General features: G+C 69.8%; 13 protein-coding genes. 7 read left to right on the top strand and 6 right to left on the bottom strand.

Annotation, left to right across the window (positions count from 1 at the left end):
• Nucleotides 1-22: 22 nt before the first annotated feature.
• Both G4D86_RS36785 and G4D86_RS36780 read right to left on the bottom strand, forming a co-directional pair.
• Nucleotides 23-1579, bottom strand: coding sequence for a hypothetical protein (locus G4D86_RS36785; RefSeq protein WP_163998833.1), 1557 nt, complete (start codon nt 1577-1579; stop codon nt 23-25).
• 115 nt (nt 1580-1694) lie between these two features.
• Nucleotides 1695-2537: a hypothetical protein gene (locus G4D86_RS36780; RefSeq protein ID WP_163998831.1), complete on the bottom strand. Its 843-nt coding sequence runs from the start codon at nt 2535-2537 to the stop codon at nt 1695-1697.
• 135 nt (nt 2538-2672) lie between these two features.
• Here G4D86_RS36780 and G4D86_RS36775 point away from each other — a divergent pair, with 135 nt between their 5' ends.
• From G4D86_RS36775 to G4D86_RS36760, 4 genes are all read left to right on the top strand, one after another.
• Nucleotides 2673-3698 (top strand): helix-hairpin-helix domain-containing protein, encoded by a 1026-nt coding sequence (locus G4D86_RS36775; RefSeq protein WP_163998829.1) that lies wholly within the window; start codon nt 2673-2675, stop codon nt 3696-3698.
• A 251-nt stretch (nt 3699-3949) separates the two neighbouring features.
• Nucleotides 3950-4837, top strand: a complete 888-nt coding sequence (locus G4D86_RS36770; RefSeq protein ID WP_163998828.1) for a hypothetical protein — start codon at nt 3950-3952, stop codon at nt 4835-4837.
• A 39-nt stretch (nt 4838-4876) separates the two neighbouring features.
• Nucleotides 4877-5740 (top strand): hypothetical protein, encoded by an 864-nt coding sequence (locus G4D86_RS36765; protein WP_163998826.1) that lies wholly within the window; start codon nt 4877-4879, stop codon nt 5738-5740.
• Between the two features lie 15 nt (nt 5741-5755).
• Complete coding sequence (locus tag G4D86_RS36760) at nt 5756-6985, top strand: Kelch repeat-containing protein (protein WP_163998824.1); 1230 nt, start codon at nt 5756-5758, stop codon at nt 6983-6985.
• Between the two features lie 31 nt (nt 6986-7016).
• Here G4D86_RS36760 and G4D86_RS36755 read toward each other — a convergent pair whose 3' ends face one another.
• A complete protein-coding gene (locus tag G4D86_RS36755) occupies nt 7017-8153 on the bottom strand; it encodes a nucleoside hydrolase (RefSeq protein WP_163998822.1) in 1137 nt (378 codons plus the stop codon).
• A gap of 206 nt (nt 8154-8359) precedes the next feature.
• Nucleotides 8360-10294: a lysyl oxidase family protein gene (locus G4D86_RS36750; protein ID WP_240360668.1), complete on the bottom strand. Its 1935-nt coding sequence runs from the start codon at nt 10292-10294 to the stop codon at nt 8360-8362.
• 241 nt (nt 10295-10535) lie between these two features.
• Here G4D86_RS36750 and G4D86_RS36745 point away from each other — a divergent pair, with 241 nt between their 5' ends.
• Nucleotides 10536-12437 (top strand): hypothetical protein, encoded by a 1902-nt coding sequence (locus G4D86_RS36745; RefSeq protein WP_163998820.1) that lies wholly within the window; start codon nt 10536-10538, stop codon nt 12435-12437.
• A 30-nt stretch (nt 12438-12467) separates the two neighbouring features.
• Here the strand turns inward: G4D86_RS36745 and G4D86_RS36740 are convergent, their stop codons facing one another.
• Entirely contained in the window at nt 12468-13502 is a 1035-nt protein-coding gene (locus G4D86_RS36740; RefSeq protein WP_163998818.1) for a hypothetical protein, read from the bottom strand.
• Between the two features lie 130 nt (nt 13503-13632).
• Nucleotides 13633-14232 (bottom strand): hypothetical protein, encoded by a 600-nt coding sequence (locus G4D86_RS36735; protein WP_163998816.1) that lies wholly within the window; start codon nt 14230-14232, stop codon nt 13633-13635.
• Nucleotides 14233-14555: 323 nt separating this feature from the next.
• Here G4D86_RS36735 and G4D86_RS36730 point away from each other — a divergent pair, with 323 nt between their 5' ends.
• Nucleotides 14556-14759, top strand: coding sequence for a BTB/POZ domain-containing protein (locus tag G4D86_RS36730; protein ID WP_163998814.1), 204 nt, complete (start codon nt 14556-14558; stop codon nt 14757-14759).
• Nucleotides 14760-14963: 204 nt separating this feature from the next.
• Nucleotides 14964-16916: a PAS domain-containing sensor histidine kinase gene (locus tag G4D86_RS36725; RefSeq protein WP_240360667.1), complete on the top strand. Its 1953-nt coding sequence runs from the start codon at nt 14964-14966 to the stop codon at nt 16914-16916.
• The last annotated feature ends 41 nt before the right edge of the window (nt 16917-16957 follow it).

Below are 16957 nucleotides of genomic sequence, written 5' to 3'. Positions count from 1 at the left end.
GAGGCGGCCCCGGGGCCCGGTGCTACGGCTTGCAAGCGCTGTTGAGCCCCAGCCCCATGTCCAGGTAGGCACGCGCGCCGCTGTTCCAGAACTTGCGCATGACGTGCTCGGCCTGCGGCATCTCATGGCCCGCGCCGCACACGTCCGTGTTGATGGCGGCCTTGAGGTTGTGGAGGTCGTCCTCCTCCAGGAAGTCATAGGAGGCCACCGTGGCGGACATGTGGCACGTGCGGCAGTAGGGCTTCACGACGCCGTTGTAGAGGCCGAGCCCCTTGCGCTTCGTCGTCGTCCACTCCACGGGCACATAGGCGTTGTTGGCCACGGCCGTGGAGTCACTCACCGCCTTGGGCGCATACATGCCGGCGATGAACTGGCTGGTCGCCGTGGTGGGTGACGTGAGGGAGACGAGATTGTTGAGCCGCCGCAGCGCGTCCGCCTGGGCGGACTGGGTGAAGCCCGAGGCGGTGGAGTACCGGAAGCTGAAGATGTCGAAGGGCAGGAACTTCGCCGCGCCGGACACGGAGTTGGTGGCCGGGTCGTAATACGAGTTGATGCCATGGCACGTCAGGCAGTTGTTGGGCACGGAGACGTGCTGGCCGGTGCTGTCCAGCTTCGCGGTGGGCGTGCGCAGGCCCGTGGCGCCGTCGTAGACCATGAACTGCACGCTGTTGGCCGTGTTGGCGGGCGGCTGGTAGACCATGGCCACGGTGGCGAACGAGTTCTGCCGGTTCACCGCGTCGTTGAGCGCCGCGTTCGGGTCGCCGCCGAAGTTCGGCTGGCCGTTGAGCACCCCGTAGTTCTTCACGTAGCAGGCCACGCCCGTCTGCAGCGCGGGCGTGAGGAACGTCCGGCAGTGCATCTCCCGGCCGAGCCCCAGGTCTCCGTCGTTGTAGTAGGTCGCGGTGGTGTCGCCGCTGGCGAAGCCGTACCTGGTGCGGAAGGCGGTGAAGCTCGAGGGCGCTTGAATCTGCGCGTAGTACTGCTCCGTCTCCGCGGTGGAGATGTCGCCCTTGCGGCCGAGGTAGTCCGGAGGAGTGGCGGAGCCCACGGGGCTGGGCGACGTGGACACGAGCGCGGAGCGATTCACGCCCACGCCCTGGCACTCCGTGCCCACCGTGACCCAGTCGTCGTTGACGTGCTCGGCGAAGCAGTCGCCGAACGTCACGTCGTCGAAGGTGTAGAGGTTGATGTCCCCGTCCGGGTCCTTGGCGATGCCGCGCACCTTCACCAGACCTCCCGAGGGCCACCGGGCCCCGTAGAGGAAGTTGGGGACGGGGGCCGCGTTGACGCTCCAGTAGTAGAGCGGGTCGGTGCTGTTGAAGGTCGTCGGGCTGGTGCTGGTGACGGCCGTGGCGAACTGCAGCCAGTTGGCGGCCACCGTCGGGTCCGCGTCCGGCGTCTTGAGGACCTGGAGCGAGATGGTGGTGCTCGGCTCGTTGTAATACCCCTGGAACAGGAACGTCTTTCCAGCGACGGGGTCGGCGGTGGTGGTCCCGTTGTATGGGCCGGTCATACAGCCGGCGGCGGCCAGCAGCGTGAGTGCGGCGGTCGCGAGTCGCCGTCCTGGAGACGTCCTCATGCAGGGCTCCTTTTCGGGCGAAAAGCCCGGAATGAGCCCTTCACCGACGGGAGAACGGCGACCCCCGAAAACCTTCTCTCGCGCGCGTCTTCCGCCCCGCCGCCGAAGTCAGCCTTCAGCGGAGGTTGGCGAGAATCATCAGGGCGACGACCCAGTCGACGCCCAGCTCCACCGACGTGTACATGGAGCCCACGAACGAGGTCCCCACGCCGACGCCCAGGTGTCCGAACGCTCCGGCGAAGAGCTTCAGCCCCGCCTCCGCGCCGATGTTGAACCGCGCGCCCCGGGAGTTCAGCTGGGTGCCCGTGAGCAACCGCGCGTAGGGCGCCGCCCAGTCCGTCATGAAGTGCTGGTAGCCGGCGTACCCGTTCAGCTCCCCGCGTGACGCGCGGGCGGTCGACACCGTCATGTTGACGCCCACGTTGAGGCGCCGCGCGAGAAACGCCATGGGCTGCACATTGATGTCCAGCGCCACGCCACTGTCGCCCGCCATCGCGAAGCGGTAGCCCAGGACGACCTCCACCACGGACTTGTCGATGGAGAGCGCATCTTCGCGCAGGCGTGCCGCGCCCACCTCGTCGCCCCGCGCCGCGTGCAGGTCCGCCAGCGCCAGGGCGCCCTCCTCCAGGTTGGCGTCGTACGTCTTGCGCAGCGGCGGCTCGGCGCCGTCCAGGTCGCCCTGCTCCATCCGCAGCCGGCCCTCGGTCAGACAGGCCGTCGTGTACTCCCGCTGGCAGGCCCGTCCGTAGGCCGCCGCCGCTTCCTCCCGTCGGCCCTCGGCGAGGAGCTGCGCGCCCCACGTCATGCAGGCGCCAATGTCACCGGCGTCGCAGCGCGAGGCGAAGTCGACGGGCGCCTCCACGCCCGAGGCAGCGGTGGTGGCACACGCCGACAGCCCGCAAGCCAGCAGCGCCAGCCACCAGCGCGCGGCGTGGAGCGGACCACGACGCCGAGTCACGGAGGTATCCATACGGGCACATTAAATCACGAAGCGGTGACATCACTGGAACCGGGAGATGAGTGAGCCGGGTGAGACAGGGAAAATTGGTGTATTGAGACAACTCCCCCGCAGTTCCCCAACCAGGAGTCCCTGATGCGTCGTATTGGCTCAGCCCTTCTCGCCGTGAGCATGTTCGCCGGTTGCGGCGGTGTGGAATCCGCCCCCGCCTCCGAGCCCTCCGAGTCCTCCTCTATCGAGAGCCAGCAGGCGCCGCTCACCACCACGGACGTGGATGTCGCCCCGGAGTGCCAGGGCATCCTCAACTTCGTGAACGGTGCGTCCTACCAGACGCTGGACGCGTACCTGCCGAGCGACGTCGCCAGCAACCTCGTCGCCGCGCGCACGGTGTCGCCCTTCGCTTCGCTGGCGCAGGTCACCTCGGTCCGCGGCGTGGGCCCTGCCCGCCTGGAGCAGATCGAGGGCGGCGCCCGCGCCCAGAGCTACATCGGCCCCAGCTGTGTCGGCATCATGGACACGCTCGCCGTCTCCGCGGATGACGACGCCGCCATCGTGTCCCTGGTGAACACCATCAGCGACTCGGAGCTGCACGACGTCCTGCCGGATGCGTGGAACGGCGCCGCGAACCTCCTCGGCCTGCGTCCCTTCACCTCGACCCAGGCCATCTCGGACGTCTATGGCATCGGCGACGTGAGCCTGCGCAACATCCGCAACTCGGCCACGCTGAGCCGGCCCCTGGAGGCGCTCATCAACGCGGTGAACGCGCTGCCGCAGCCGGACTACGGCGCGCGGATGGCCCGCCACTTCGACTGGTGGCAGACCGTCATCACCCAGCACCACTACGGCCATCAGCTGGAGTGCTTCGGGCTCGAGCCGACCAGCACCCCGTACGCGGCGACCGTCCGGCCGAACCTGGCCGACGCCGCCGAGGTGCGCGCCGAGGTCCTGGGCACGGTGAGCTTCGCCAACCGCAACAACCAGATTTCCAGCGGCGTCGTCACCGCCGGCCTGGCGAACCTCGACGCGCTGACCGCGGGGCGCACCTTCAAGGGCTGCTACCTCAGCTACGCGGATGACCCGTGGAGCGGCCACAACATCGCCATCTACGTCGACACGGTGAATGGCTTCAGCGTGATGACGCACACCTACTGGAGCGAGTGAGCCCGTAGGACCTCGAGGCGCCTGTCCTCCAAAGACAGGCGCCTTTTCACAAGCAGTTGTCGCTCACGCGGAAACACTCCGGACGTGGATGAGTAGAGTCCGCCTGCCCGCTGCTTGCCGGCGGAGAGCGCCCGTTCATCCCGTCCACCCATCCTCCTCCTCGAGCAGCCGGCCCACCGTCCGCGATGGGCGTTGGCCAGTGCCTCGCTCGCGCCCGAAGCGCGCGGCCAGGCCTCAATGAGGGGGAAGACATGAAGGGAAGCAACAGGCGTACTCCACGCCTGGGAGCGTTCGTCACGCTCCTGGGGATGGTGGGCTCCGTGCCCGCATTCGCCGCCGGCCCGTCCGGCAGTGCCTCCGAGCCGCCGTCGGCGCGGCAGCCGCCCGCGGGCGCTCCGAGCGCGGCCTTCCGGGCGAGGGAGCTGCACCGTCCGCCCGCGCTGGTGGGCAGCGGAGAGCTGGCGCGGCAGAACACGCGGGCCTTCATCGACTGGGCCGGCATGTCCGTCGCGGACGAGCGTGAGACGGCGCGCCGGGAAATCGCCGCGGCCGCGAGCAACCCGGACATCGTCCGCGCGGTCATCGACGAGGCGCGCACCGCGAAGGAGTCGGACCACAGCCGCGCGCTCGTCTCGCTCGCCATCCTGGGAGAGATGCGCAGCGCGGAGGGAGAGAAGTTCCTCAGGGACCTCATCCAGCAACCGCTGCCCACAACGGGCACCGTCGTCGAGGGAGACCTCCTTGAAGCCACCGCCCTGGCGCAGCTCCAGGCCAAGGCCGTGGCCGGGCTGGCGTACCGGCGCACGCGTGACGCGGATGCGGAGGTGCTGCGCGTGGCGGCCCGGCACCCGTCGAAAATCGTCCGGGCCGAAGCCATCAGCGCGTACCTGTGGAACCACGGCGACACGGACGAGGCCCGCCGCGCGCTGGCGCCGCACGTGCGCAAGGACGAGCAGCTCCTGCTCGAGCGCGTGCGCCGGGTCAGCGGCGAGAGCGCGGAGACCTTCAACCGCAAGCTGGCCGCGTACCTGGAGGCCCACCCGGAGCTCCTGCCGCCCGCGCCCGAGAAGCTGTCTGGCCAGTCCCGCCCGGCGGAGCAGAACCCCCACCGGTTCAACGAGCCGCCTCCCGCCCACTAGACCCCTCGGGCTCCCAGGGACGACGAAAGGACTACCGTCATGAACTTCAAGCAAAGCATTGCCCTTGTTTCCACCCTGTGCACGCTGGGCGCTGCCTCCGAGGCGCTGGCCGTGTGTGACCAGTCCGGCGCCAGCCAGGCGGACCGGGACCTCTGGAACATGCATGGCTGCTGGCAGGACTTCTACCTCTGGCAGTACCAGGCCTACGACTTGCGCTCCGGCGACTGGAGCAGCCGCGGCTGGAACGACGCCTGCAACGTGGCGCTCGAGTTCCCCAAGCACTGGAACGCGGCGTACCTGGTGACGTACGGGCTGGCGGACAATGGCGCCCAGTCCTTCCACGGCACCGTGGACTACCGGGCGACGGCGGAGGCGGCCAGCAGCAACTTCCACGACAGCCTGTACCACGGCGTCACCGACGACGGCGGCATCTTCGGCCGCTTCACCCCGCGCTTCTGGCCGTGGGACACGGACCGCGTGGACACGGCGTGCCCGCTCTACAACCGCACCCATCCCAATGCGAATCCGGGCTCGCGCGGCGGTGACTTCATGCACGAGGGCTGGCACGCGTACTTCGACAAGTACGGCATCAACAACGGCGACCAGGGCGGCCACCGCGCGGGGCCTCAGGGCGGCTGCACCATCAACGGCTGCGACTACTTCTACTTCCACGGCATCGGCGCCTATGCCTTCGGCGCGATGTGGGAGAACAATGGCACGGCCAGCCGCTTCCACTCGCCCAACCAGGTGCAGGTAGAGTTCCTGTGCGACGTGGCGGACCAGCCGCAGTGGTGGGTTCCCGCCACCGTGCGGCAGGCGGCGGCGGCGGATGCGAACACGCGCGCCGTGACACGCTTCATCAACGGCCCGGGCTACACCTGCGGTAGCCCGCGTCCCTGGTAGCCGAAAGGTCCACCCATGGCGCACCTGAAACACAACCGCTCCTTCTTTCAGGTGCGCCTCCTGCCGGCGTGCCTCTTCGGCCTGCTGGCCTGTTGTGCGGATGAAGGCCCCCCGAACGACTCCGGGGGGCTCGGCGCGTGGGCGCCCGTGGCGCTCGCGGACAGCCCCGCCTCGGGGCTGCACCACACCCTGGTCGCCAGCGGAGACGACGTCTTCGTCTGGGGCGGGCTGGGCTTCTGTACCAGCCAGGGGCTGTGCGGCACGGGGGCGCGCTTCAGCGCCGCCGCCAATGCCTGGACTCCGCTGTCGGGCGTCCAGGCTCCCGCCGCGCGCTACCTGCACTCGGCGGTGTGGACGGGCCAGCGCATGCTCGTCTGGGGCGGCGTGGGCTGCGGCTCGAGCCTCCTCACGCCCTGCGGAGATGGCGCGGCCTACGTCCCCGCCACCGACACCTGGGCTCCACTGGCCTCCGCGGGCGCGCCGTCTCCCCGGGGCTGGCATGGCGCGGTGTGGACGGGCGCGCGGATGCTGGTGTGGGGTGGCGAGGAGCCCGCCAGCAACCGGGTCCTGGGGGATGGCGCCCGGTACTCACTGGAGGCCAATGTCTGGACGCCCATGGCCGCGTCGGGTGCGCCGTCGCCCCGCCGCTATCATTCGATGGCGTGGAGCGGACGTGAATTGCTCGTGTGGGGTGGCAGCGGTGATGCCAGGCGGGACGTGGCGCTGGGAGATGGGGCCGCCTACGCACCGGACACGGACACGTGGCGCCCGCTCGGGCAGACGGGCGCGCCCGCGGCCCGGTGGGCGCATACGGCGGTCTGGACGGGCCGCGAGCTCATCGTCTGGGGCGGGCTGGGCTGCTCGCGCGACGGAGCGGGAGAGCCGAGACTGTGTGGCGACGGAGCCCGCTATGACCCCGAGACGGATGCGTGGACTCCGCTCCCGGGAGCGAATGCGCCGACTCCGCGCGCCGGGCACTCGGCCGTCTGGACGGGCGAGGAGATGCTCATCTGGGGCGGCGCGGCGGAGCAGTGCGCGGATGACTCGTCTGGCGCTTGTCAGGATGGCGCGGCCTACAACCCCGCCACCAACACCTGGACGCCGATGAGCCGCCGGAGCGCCCCCGAGGCCCGCTCGAATCACACCGCCGCATGGCTGGGGACGAGGATGTTCATCTGGGGTGGCGTCGGCCGTGGCAGCGAAGCCACCCTGCTGGATGGAGCCCTGTTCTCTCCCGGCCCCTGATGCGCAACCGGGCGTGCCCTCGCCGAGGCGCTCAGGGAATCGGCGTGTTGAGCCCGTTGAGGAACGCGTCCTCGAAGAGCGCCTGGTTCGCCGAGATGCCGAACCGGACCAGCCGGCCGCCCTGGTGCGCGCCGACCTCCAGCGTGCGCCCGGAAGAGGGGCCGCTCTGGATGATGGCGATGCGCACGAGCTCGTAGTCGACGATGTCCAGCGTCGTGGCGGCGACGGTGGCAAGCGGGTCCCACCAGAAGACGGGCAGGCCGGAGGTCACCGCGGAGGTGATGACCGGGTGGTTCGCCACGTCGCGGACGAACTCGGCCTCGGGCGTGGTGGCCTCGGCATCGAGCCGCGCGATGAAGTCCGTGCGGATGGGCACGTGGTTGGTCGCGTCAGCGCCGACCATGACGATGTCCGTCAACAGGAAATGGTCGAGCGTCGCCTGCGCCGCGGCCGGGTCCGCCCACGGATTGAACGTCTGCGTCTGGTCGAACGTCGTCTCCAGCCCGCAGCACAGGCCACCGGGCACGTGGAGGGCACCGCCCTGCACGAACACGTGTGAGACGCTCGGGGCCAGCGACTTGCCGCCCTGCGATGCGCGAAGCTCGATGGCCCCGGCGACGTTGGTCAGCGGCCCCGTGGCGATGAGCGTGACGGGCCGCTCCGACCCGACGAGCGCGTTGATGAGGGCCTGCTCGGCGGGCACCGTGGAGGGCTCCTCGCTCGCGGTGCAGCCCGGTGTCACATCGGTCAGCACCTGCTCGAAGGTCAGCCGCAATATCTCCGGGAAGGCGTTGGCGCCCACGCGACGGCTGTCCGCGACGGGCACGTCGGCGAGCCCGAACCGCTCGAGCAGGCAGCGCGTGTGACGGATGGCGCGCCCCGGCAGCCCCGCGCCCGCGCTGGTGACAGTCACCAGCCGCAAATCTATCTGCCCGGCCTTGTGGAGCCGGGCCAGGTGCGCCAGCGCGGCGGCGTCATCGAAGTCCATGTCATGGTCGAAAATCACCAGGGGCCGCAGGGTGTCCGCGTTGACGTCCCGCCCCGACGGGAGGCCATCGTCGGGCACGTCCTCCCGCGCGCACCCGGCGAGCGCGACGAGTGCCGCCGCCACCCACGCGGCCCCCCAGCGGACACTCCAGCGCGTGGCTGAGACGTGCTGACGCTTCATTCGAGGCCTCCCGGGCCGATGACGCGACGAGCAGGCGCTCCGCACGGCCACCGCTCCGCGTGACCCACGCCGGTAGGTGCGCATGTGCCAACGGGAAATCAGCGGCCTTCCAGGAGGAGGGGCGCGTCACCCAGGGGACGCCAGGGGTTGCCCCTGGGGTGACAGAGACGAGCGGCGGCCGTGCTCCCTTCCGGAATGGGGAGGGCCTACGGCAGCACCGTCACCGCGTCACCGCTCAGGCGGACCTTGAGCGTCACCTGGTTGGGGAGGAGGTCCTCCTCCTCGATGACGTCCTGCTCGTCCACGCCCACCTGGAGCGAGTACTCGCCGTCCGCCACGTCGGTGATATCCAGCCACTGGCACTGTATCGCGGCGGTGTAGACATCCGCGGCGCCCGGCGAGATTCCCATCCGCGGGGAGTAGTCGGTGTAGGGCGGCGCGTCCGTGCAGTAGCGGGTGGCGTCGGCGAGATAGAAGCCCTGCTTGCGGCCCACCGCGGTGGTGTCTCCCCGCGCGTCCCGCAGCGTGTAGCTGGCGAAGCCGACGAGGTGGTCATGCAGGTGGCACTCGTCGTAGACGAACAGGTCCGGGCGCTCCGTCGGTGACGGAACGGTGGCCGGCGCCGTGCCCCGGTTGACGATGGACGCGCTGAAGCGCAGCAGGCGCCGCGCGCCACCGGAGGCCACGCACCCCTCGAGCACCTCGCAGGCCTCCGCCGCGAAGGTGCGCCGATCCACGAACAGCGTCCGCGCGAGCACGTCCGCGTCCACCGTGAGGTCCGCCTTCCCGTTCACCGGGTCCACCGACAGGCCGCACGCCTTCGCCTCGGGCAGGAAGGGCGGTGCCTCCGGGGTGGCCGGCACGCGGCCGCCGCCGAGCACCCACACCCGCCCCGTTGCCGCGCCATGCCCCGTGGGAGCGAACCCCACCACCAGGTCGTCGTACCCATCTCCATCCAGGTCCCCCGCGGCCGCGGGCGTCATTCCGGTGAAGGTCACGAAGCTGGCCGGCAGCAAGCGGTCCTCCCGGGGCCAGGCCCACACCGGCTTCAGGGGGCCGGAGACCGCTTCCGTCGGAGCGAAGAGGTAGAGCCGCCCGTCGGCCCCCATCACGAAGTCGCGGTCCTGGCCATCCCCGGTCACATCCCCCAGCGCGAGGGTGGGGTAGCCAATGCCGAAGAAGGCGGCGTCGTCCAGCAACTGCCACACCGGCGTGGACGCGAAGCCACCCTCCGGACGGGACAGGTGCAGCTGGAGCGCGCCGCCCAGGCCGCTCAGGAACAGGTCCGGACGACCATCGCCGCTCAGGTCCGGAAGGGCATACGCGCCCTCGGCCTGGATGGACCACACCGGCTCCACGGTGAGCGGGCCTTCACAGGCGAGCGCACTGCCGGGCTTGCAGCCGAGGTAGAGCAGGGTGCGTCCCTCCCTGTCCGCCACCAGCAGGTCCTCGGCGCCATCCAGGTTGGTGTCGCCCACCTGGCGGCTGGAAGAGCCCGGGAGCGTCCGCACGATGGAGAACGTCCCATCCGGAGCGCGGCGGTAGACCCACAGCAGCCCCGTGCTGAGGTCCGCGCCCACGAGCTCATGCAGCCCGTCACCATCCAGGTCCACGAGCTTCGCGGGCTGGAACAAGCCATTGCCCGGTACCCGGAATAGCGGCGCGGAGAAGACTCGCGTCAGGTCCTCCTGGCCCGCGTAGATGGAAATGCCATACCTGCCGTTGACGAGCACATCCGCGAAGGCGTCTCCGTTGATGTTGCCCAGGCTCACGAAGAGGTTGCTGCCGTTGGTGCGCGGATGGGTGTTCTGCCATGCCAACTCCGTGGTGACAGCCTGCCGGGAGAAATAGACGTCCTCTCCCGCGAACACCGAGATGCGGCCCGGGTCCAGGGCGGTGGCCTTGCAGGGCGGCGCGGTGACGACGAGGTCCTTGCGGCCATCACCGTTGAGGTCACCCAGCGCCAGGGACCGCCCGAAGCACCCACCGTCATGCGTGGGGTCTCCGTCCGCCGCCCACAGCGGCGTCTCGGAGAGCATGGGCGCTGAACCCGCATCCGGCGGAGAAGGCTCCAGGTCGCTCGAGCAGGCCCACAGCGACACCGCCAGGACCGCTACCGCCCACGTCCTCAGGATTGCCATGCACAGCCCCCAGCGTCGTTGTGAGCTGTAACGGTAGTCCCCACCCAATCCCCTCACGGAGAATGCAGGTCACCGCGAAACAATGCCTTCCAGGTGGCGTGGCGCTCTTGACGCGGGCCACTTCTCGACGCGCTCGGCCCCCCCGCCGCCCGCGGATTTAACTCGGTTTAATTCAACCGGCATCCGCCCCGGCGCGACACCTGGAGGAGAGGTTTCCGTTTCCATCCAGGAGCTCGCCGCCATGGTCCGCATCAAGCCCCCCACCGCGCCGCCCCCCGCCCCGCCCCGTCAGGCGCCCGCCGCCCCGCCGGCCCCGGCCATCCTCCAGAAGCCTGCGAGCGCACTCCCCCGCCAGCAGAGCACGTTCGAAGTCCCCAACCGCCGCGAGGCCCGCCTGCGGCAGTGGTCCGAGCAGTCCGGCGGCACGTCCTCCATGAGGCTGCCGGAGCCCGTGAGCGGCGGCGCGGAGAGCGGCGCCATGGACCCGCTGTTCCTCGGGGGGAACGCCGGCGGCGTGGCGGCCGGCGGCGTGGAGCGCACCCACGTGGTGCGCGGGCTCGCGGGCGCGGACGCGTACGCTGAGCTGGAGACGCGCGTCCAGGCGGCCCAGGACGCGCAGCTGCGCGTGGACAACCTGGAGGTGCAGCTCGCGGATGACCTGGCCATCCTCGGCCCCACCCTGACGCCCGAGGAGCGGGATTCCTACATCCAGAACTTCCGCGCCGAGCACACGGACGCCTATGCGCAGCGGGATGCGGCCGTGGCCGCCGTGGCGGACCACCTGGAGGCCGAGGGCGCCAACCTCGAGGGCTACCTGGCGGCGTACCACGAGCAGTCGCAGTACACGACGGGAGCGGCGGCCCTGCCGCTGATGGACGGGCTGAAGCTGGTGGCCAACTCGGCACAGGCGGCCACGGCGGTGGACTTCCTGAACGAGCACGGCCGGCTGCTGGGGATGGTCGCCCCGGGCGCCGGCCATGACTTCGAGCGGGACATCTACGGCCCGGCCGTCACCGCCACGATGACGAGCGCCCTCGCGTCCGGCCAGACGGCGGGAGAGGCCGTCGAGTCGGTGCGCACGCTCATCTCGCGGATGCCCGACTCCGTGCGGCAGCACGTCCTCGGAAGCAACCCGGACGCGGCGCTGGGCGCCCTCGCGCGCGTCGCCTCGGGAGACGTGAGCGCCATCACCGACCTGTCACGGATGGCGGCGGACCTCGGGACGCCGGGGGCCGGCGCCCTGGTCTCCGCCGCGCTGTCCATGGCGATGCTCGAGCAGCCGGAGCGGTTCCAGTCTCCGACCTTCCTCAGCAGCCTCATCGCTCCGCTGGGCAGCACCGGCATGGCCGCGACGGTCCTCGGCCTGGCCCTCAAGGGCGTGGGGGAGGTTGTCACGCGCACCAGCCTCGCGGGCGCGGCGGGGAATGCGGCGGCCATCTCGGGCCTGGCGCAGAACCTGAGCAGGCTGGGCTCCACGCTGGGCGCGATGACGTCGGCACTCAACGTGCTGCAGCTCCTCTCCCAACAGAACCCGAACAATGGAACCTGGCTGCAGGTAGGGGCGCAGTCCGTCGGCGGAGCCTTCGCCGCGGCCTCCGCGCTCGGGCTCATCAGCGGCCCCGTGGGCGGCGTGGTGGCCGCCGGCGCCTTCATCGCCACGCAGCTCGGCAGGTTCTGGGAGGCGCGCATCCACCGCGAGGAAGTGCGCCAGGACACCATCGCGCGGGCGACGCGGCTGGGAATCTCCGACGCAGAGGCGCGGGTGAGTCTCGGCATGGACCACCCCACCCAGGCGCGCGACCTGGCGCTCCTGGGGATCGACTACCGGCGGATGGGAGAGCTCGTCTCCCGCGGGCTCATGGAGACGGGCAGCGTCGTGACGCTGGCCCGGGACTTCGAGATGGGCCCGGAGGACATCAACCGCCTCCTCGACGTGCTCGTCCCTCCGGGAGCGACGACTCCGGCCGACCCGGGCTTCTTCTACTTCATGCAGTTCTATCAGCAGGCGCGCACGGCCAACCCCGGCGGCACCGCGGAGCAGCTCGTCACGTGGATGCAGGACCACCGGCCGCCCCCGACCCACGGCGGCGTGGGGTACGTCACCACCGACTCGATGCTGCGCCTGCTCGCCTCGATGGTGTAGCGCCACGCCCCGGGAATGCCCGCGCTCCCGTCAGTAGTGGATGCGCGCGCTCATGGCGCGGTGGTCCGAGTAGTTGAGGTCGCCCCGGTCGCTCCCGGTGAACTGCATGTCGGCGTCATCCCCCTCGTTGAAGGTCACCGTATGACCATTCGACGAGGTCGCCGCCGCATTGAAGAAGAGGAAGTCGATGCGGCCCCCAGACCCGATGGTCCAGTTGTCGTCGAGGCAGCCGCGGCTCCCGGAGCAGGCCTCGTAGATGGGGTCGTTCCAGTTGTACTCGATGGTGCTCGCAATCTGGGAGTTCGCCTGGTTGTACCAGTCCTTGTAGGAGCTGCCGTTGTGGTCGCCCTCGTTGGAGTCCACGCCCCAGACAATCAGGTTGGCGCCGGTGACGCCGCGCATCTTCGAGTCCGTGAGCTGGATGTTCTTCTCCGCGCAGCCGGAGTCGGAAGCCGGGCCCTCCTGGTCGGTGGGCCAGTGTGACGAGCCGAGGACGACCTTCTTGTTGGCGATGACGTCCGTGAAGGCCACGCGCAGGCCAATCGACCGGGCCTGGGTGTTCATCACGCACGAGCCGTTGGCGCCCTTGTAGACCTGCCACGTCGCCTTCGTGCCCGAGAGGGGCTGCAGGCGCCCGGTGCGATAGATGATGGCGTTGGTCTGGAAGTCCTTCGCGGGGCCACAGGGGCTGTTCATGGCAGCCGGATTGGCCTCGGACACGATGGAGTCATACAGCCCGGGCAGGTTGTCCTCCATGAACTGGGCGAGCTGGGCGGCCTGCGCGGCGCCGCTCATCTGGTGGACGATGAGGACGTCCGGCGAGTACGCCTGCGTCTTCATGAAATAGACGAGGTCCTGCCAGTCCCCCGCGCAGGTGTCGCTCGCGGTCGGCAGGTTCTCGTAGTTCACGTTGTAGACAACCAGGAAGCCGGTGTTGGTGTTCACCGCGATCTCCTGGGGGGCCGTGCCCAGCGCATCGGGCCCGGCCGGAGCTTCCGCTTCGACGCCTCCGCAACCGAGCAAGGCGAGGGAGACCACTACCGGGACGGCGACCTTCAGATTCATGGGGACCTTCGCAGCGAGACGAGCTGAGGAATTCAGGCTCGCCCTCCATGAGGGCCCGTCCCCGGCCGCCGTCTCACGGATTCGTACCGGCCCGGTGGCCGCGGTGGGCCACCGGGCGCTCCGCCATCCCTCAAGGGGTGTAGAGGTAGGCCCAGTTCAGCTGCGTCCCATAGGAGATGGTGTTGAGCAGCTGATAGGCATTGAAGCTCTGGTAGATGAGGGTGCTGCAGGAGGTCGCGGTGCAGGACTGCAAGGCGCCGGGATGGACGCCCGAATAGAGGCTTCGGACGGCGTTCGCCCACGTCACGAAATAGGGGTTGGTGAACTTCCGGATGACCGTCCCCAGGTTCAGCCAGGCCGCGTCCGCTCCGGCCTGCTTGTAGAGGCAGAGCTGGTTACCAGTACGAGACGTCTGGTCGAAGAGCCAGAGGCTGGAGCCCGCACACCCGCTGTCGATGAGCAGGTCGTCCAGGTCCTGCTGGGTGACTCGCGCCCCGAGACTCCGGACGAGCGCGTCGCGCGCTTCAATCTGGGCAAGCTGCTCCTCGCGGGTGATGAACGTCGTCTCCTGCGACATCGTCCCATCCGGCCGCTCCCGGAGGATGGTCTGCGAGAACAGCACGTCCTCCTGGGCTTCGGGCGCATCCGGCGGCACGTCTTCAGGCGCCCCTCCGCAGCCCATCACCAGCGTGAGTGCACTGACCATCATCCACGTGCTCGAGCGCTTCATCGGGGCCTCCAGGGTGCGTGGCGAAACGGGCGGAGAACAATCCAACTTGTCTCGTTTTACATGTTTTATCCGAATCAAGCAACCCAGTTACTGCGGAGCCCCGTCAGCCCTCTCCTGCCGCCGTGCGAGAATGACTGTCATGACCAAAGCAGGGCGTCTCCAGCGGCGGCGCCATGCGCGGCGGGCCGATGTCATTCCTCGCCTCCGATACCCTACCGACACGCGCGTGTTCGCGGCCCTCGCACGAGCCCTGAAGCGCCCTACTCGCTCCGCTCAGTGGACCCGTCCCGCGGCCAGTGCCTCCCGTGCCGCGTAGGGTGAGCATGCTGCCGTACTTTCCCAACGGCCGGGCGCTCCTGGTCCACCGCGGCGTGCACCACACTCGCGCCCCCGTGTTCGACCAGCACCCCGAAGTGCTCGCGCAGGTCATCGCGTTCCTGAAGACGGGGGACACGCGGGGCTTCCCCGTCAACGTGTCGCTGCCCGTTCCCACGTTCCAGAAGCCGTCGTTCCCGCCCGGCCGCTAGCGCGCCACGACGGCTTCGGCCACCGGCGGCGGGCGGGGCTGCCTGCGTCCGTCCAGCAGGCCCGGCTCCGTGCCGCGCTCGCGGACGGGGGCTGGAGTCCTCGCGCGAGCAGACCCTTTCACGCGGCTCCGGTACTCCGCATGTTTCCATCTCGGGAGGGCCGTCCCGTGGCTTCGGAGGGAGGTGGCCGCGATGAAGGGCGACATGAGCGCTGGGCTACCCCGCCTCTCCAGTGCTTCCCCCTACGAGCGGCTGCTCCAGGTGGGGGCGAGCCTCCATGCCACGCTGGTCGTTGACGGCCTCGGGCGGATTGTGTGGATGGACCCGGTGCTGGCCGGCGCCGCCGGGTGGCGAGGCAGCGCGCCCGTCGGCCACCGCATGGACAAGGTGCTCGGCGGCCTTCCCTGGCTCACGCAGGCGGTCGACACGGCCCTCGCCGGCACGGAAGGGCTGTGCGAGGGCAGCGGGCGGGAGCAGCGCCTGAGCGCCGTGGTGGTGCCCGTCTTCGGAGAGGACGGCACGCAACTGGGAGCATGCGCCCGCCTCCGGACCGTCGAGCCCCCGAAGCCGATGCCCGCGAGGGAGCCGCGAGCCTGCACGGTGGAGATTGCAGAGGAGCGCAAGGCGAGGGAGCACCTCGAGCAGAAGACGTCGCTGCTGCGCGCCACGTTCGACTCCATCACCGACGGCGTGGTGGTGGTGGACCTGGAACGGGACATCACCGCCTTCAACAAGCGCTTCCAGGAGATGTGGGGCCTCACGGACGAGATGATGCTGGAGCGAAGCGCCGAGAAGGCCCTCGCGAGCGCGGCCCCGCTGGTCAAGGACCCCGAGCAGTTCGTCAGGCTCGTCCAGCGCAGATTCACTCCCTCCCTCGAAGAGGACTCCGACATCGTCGAGCTGCGGGATGGCCGGGTGTTCGAGCGCAAGTCGATTCCGCAGCGCGTGGGAGACGCCATCGTCGGCCGCATCTGGAGCTACCGGGACGTGACGGCCGAGCGTCACGCCCAGGCAGAGCAGGCGCGGCTGCTCGGCGCCGAGCACCGCGCGCGCGAGCGACTGGAAGAGTCCTTCGCCGTGCTCGACACCTTCCTCAACCATGCGCCCATCGGCCTGGGCTTCCTCGGGCGGGATTTGCGCTACATCCGCATCAACGACGCGCTGGCCGCGCTCCATGGCCGGCGCCGGGAGGAGGAGATTGGCAGGACGGTCCGCGAGATGACGCCGCGGATGGCGCCCGTCATCGAACCGCTCATGCGCCAGGTCCTGGAGACGAACACCCCCATCATCGGAATCAACATGACGGGGGAGGTGCCAGCCACGCCGGGCGAGCCGCGACACTGGCAGGTCAGCTACTACCCCGTGCGGACGGAGAGCGGCGCCATCCTGGGCGTGGGAGCGGTGGTGGTCGAGGTGACAAAGGAGCGCCGCGCCCATGCCGAGCGCGAGCACCTGCTGCGCGAGGCCCAGGAGGCCATCCGCATCCGTGACGACTTCCTGTCCATCGCCGCACACGAATTGAAGACGCCGCTGACGCCGCTCAAGCTCCATTTGCAGATGATGAAGGGACAGGCCGGCGCCGGCCGCCCCGTGGCCCCGCACCACGTGGACAAGGCGCTCACCCAGGTCGCCCGGCTGTCGGTGCTGGTCAATGACCTGCTGGACACCTCGCGCATCCAGGCCGGAAAACTGGAGCTGTCGAACGAGCCCATCCCCCTGCGGGAGTTCATCCGCGAAGTCCTCTCGGACTTCCGCGTCGTCAGCACCCTCCACTCGCTCGAGTTCGAGGAGCCCGGCGAGCCCCTCGTCATCATGGGAGACCGGGGCCGGCTCGCGCAGGTGTTGACCAACCTGGTGGAGAACGCCTTCAAGTACAGCCCCACCGGCGGCACGGTCCGCCTCACCGCGCGGCGCGAGGGAGGCAATGCCGTCGTCTCCGTGCAGGACGAGGGCATTGGAATCCCCGAGGACCAGCAGGCGCACCTCTTCGAGCGCTTCTTCCGCGCGAGGAATGCGCCCATCTCCGGCTTCGGGGGGCTGGGCCTGGGGCTCTTCATCTGCCGCGACATCATCGAGCGGCACGGCGGACGCATCTGGGTGGAGAGCGGGGTGGAGCGCGGCTCCACCTTCCACTTCTCGCTACCCCTCGTGGAGTAGCCCCCGCGTCCGAGGTGCCGCGACACCTCTGGACTGTCAAC

The organism is Pyxidicoccus caerfyrddinensis (assembly GCF_010894405.1).
Classification (GTDB): domain Bacteria; phylum Myxococcota; class Myxococcia; order Myxococcales; family Myxococcaceae; genus Myxococcus; species Myxococcus caerfyrddinensis.
The sequence above is the reverse complement of the archived record's forward strand: the minus strand, read 5'-3'. Positions and strand labels throughout refer to the sequence as shown.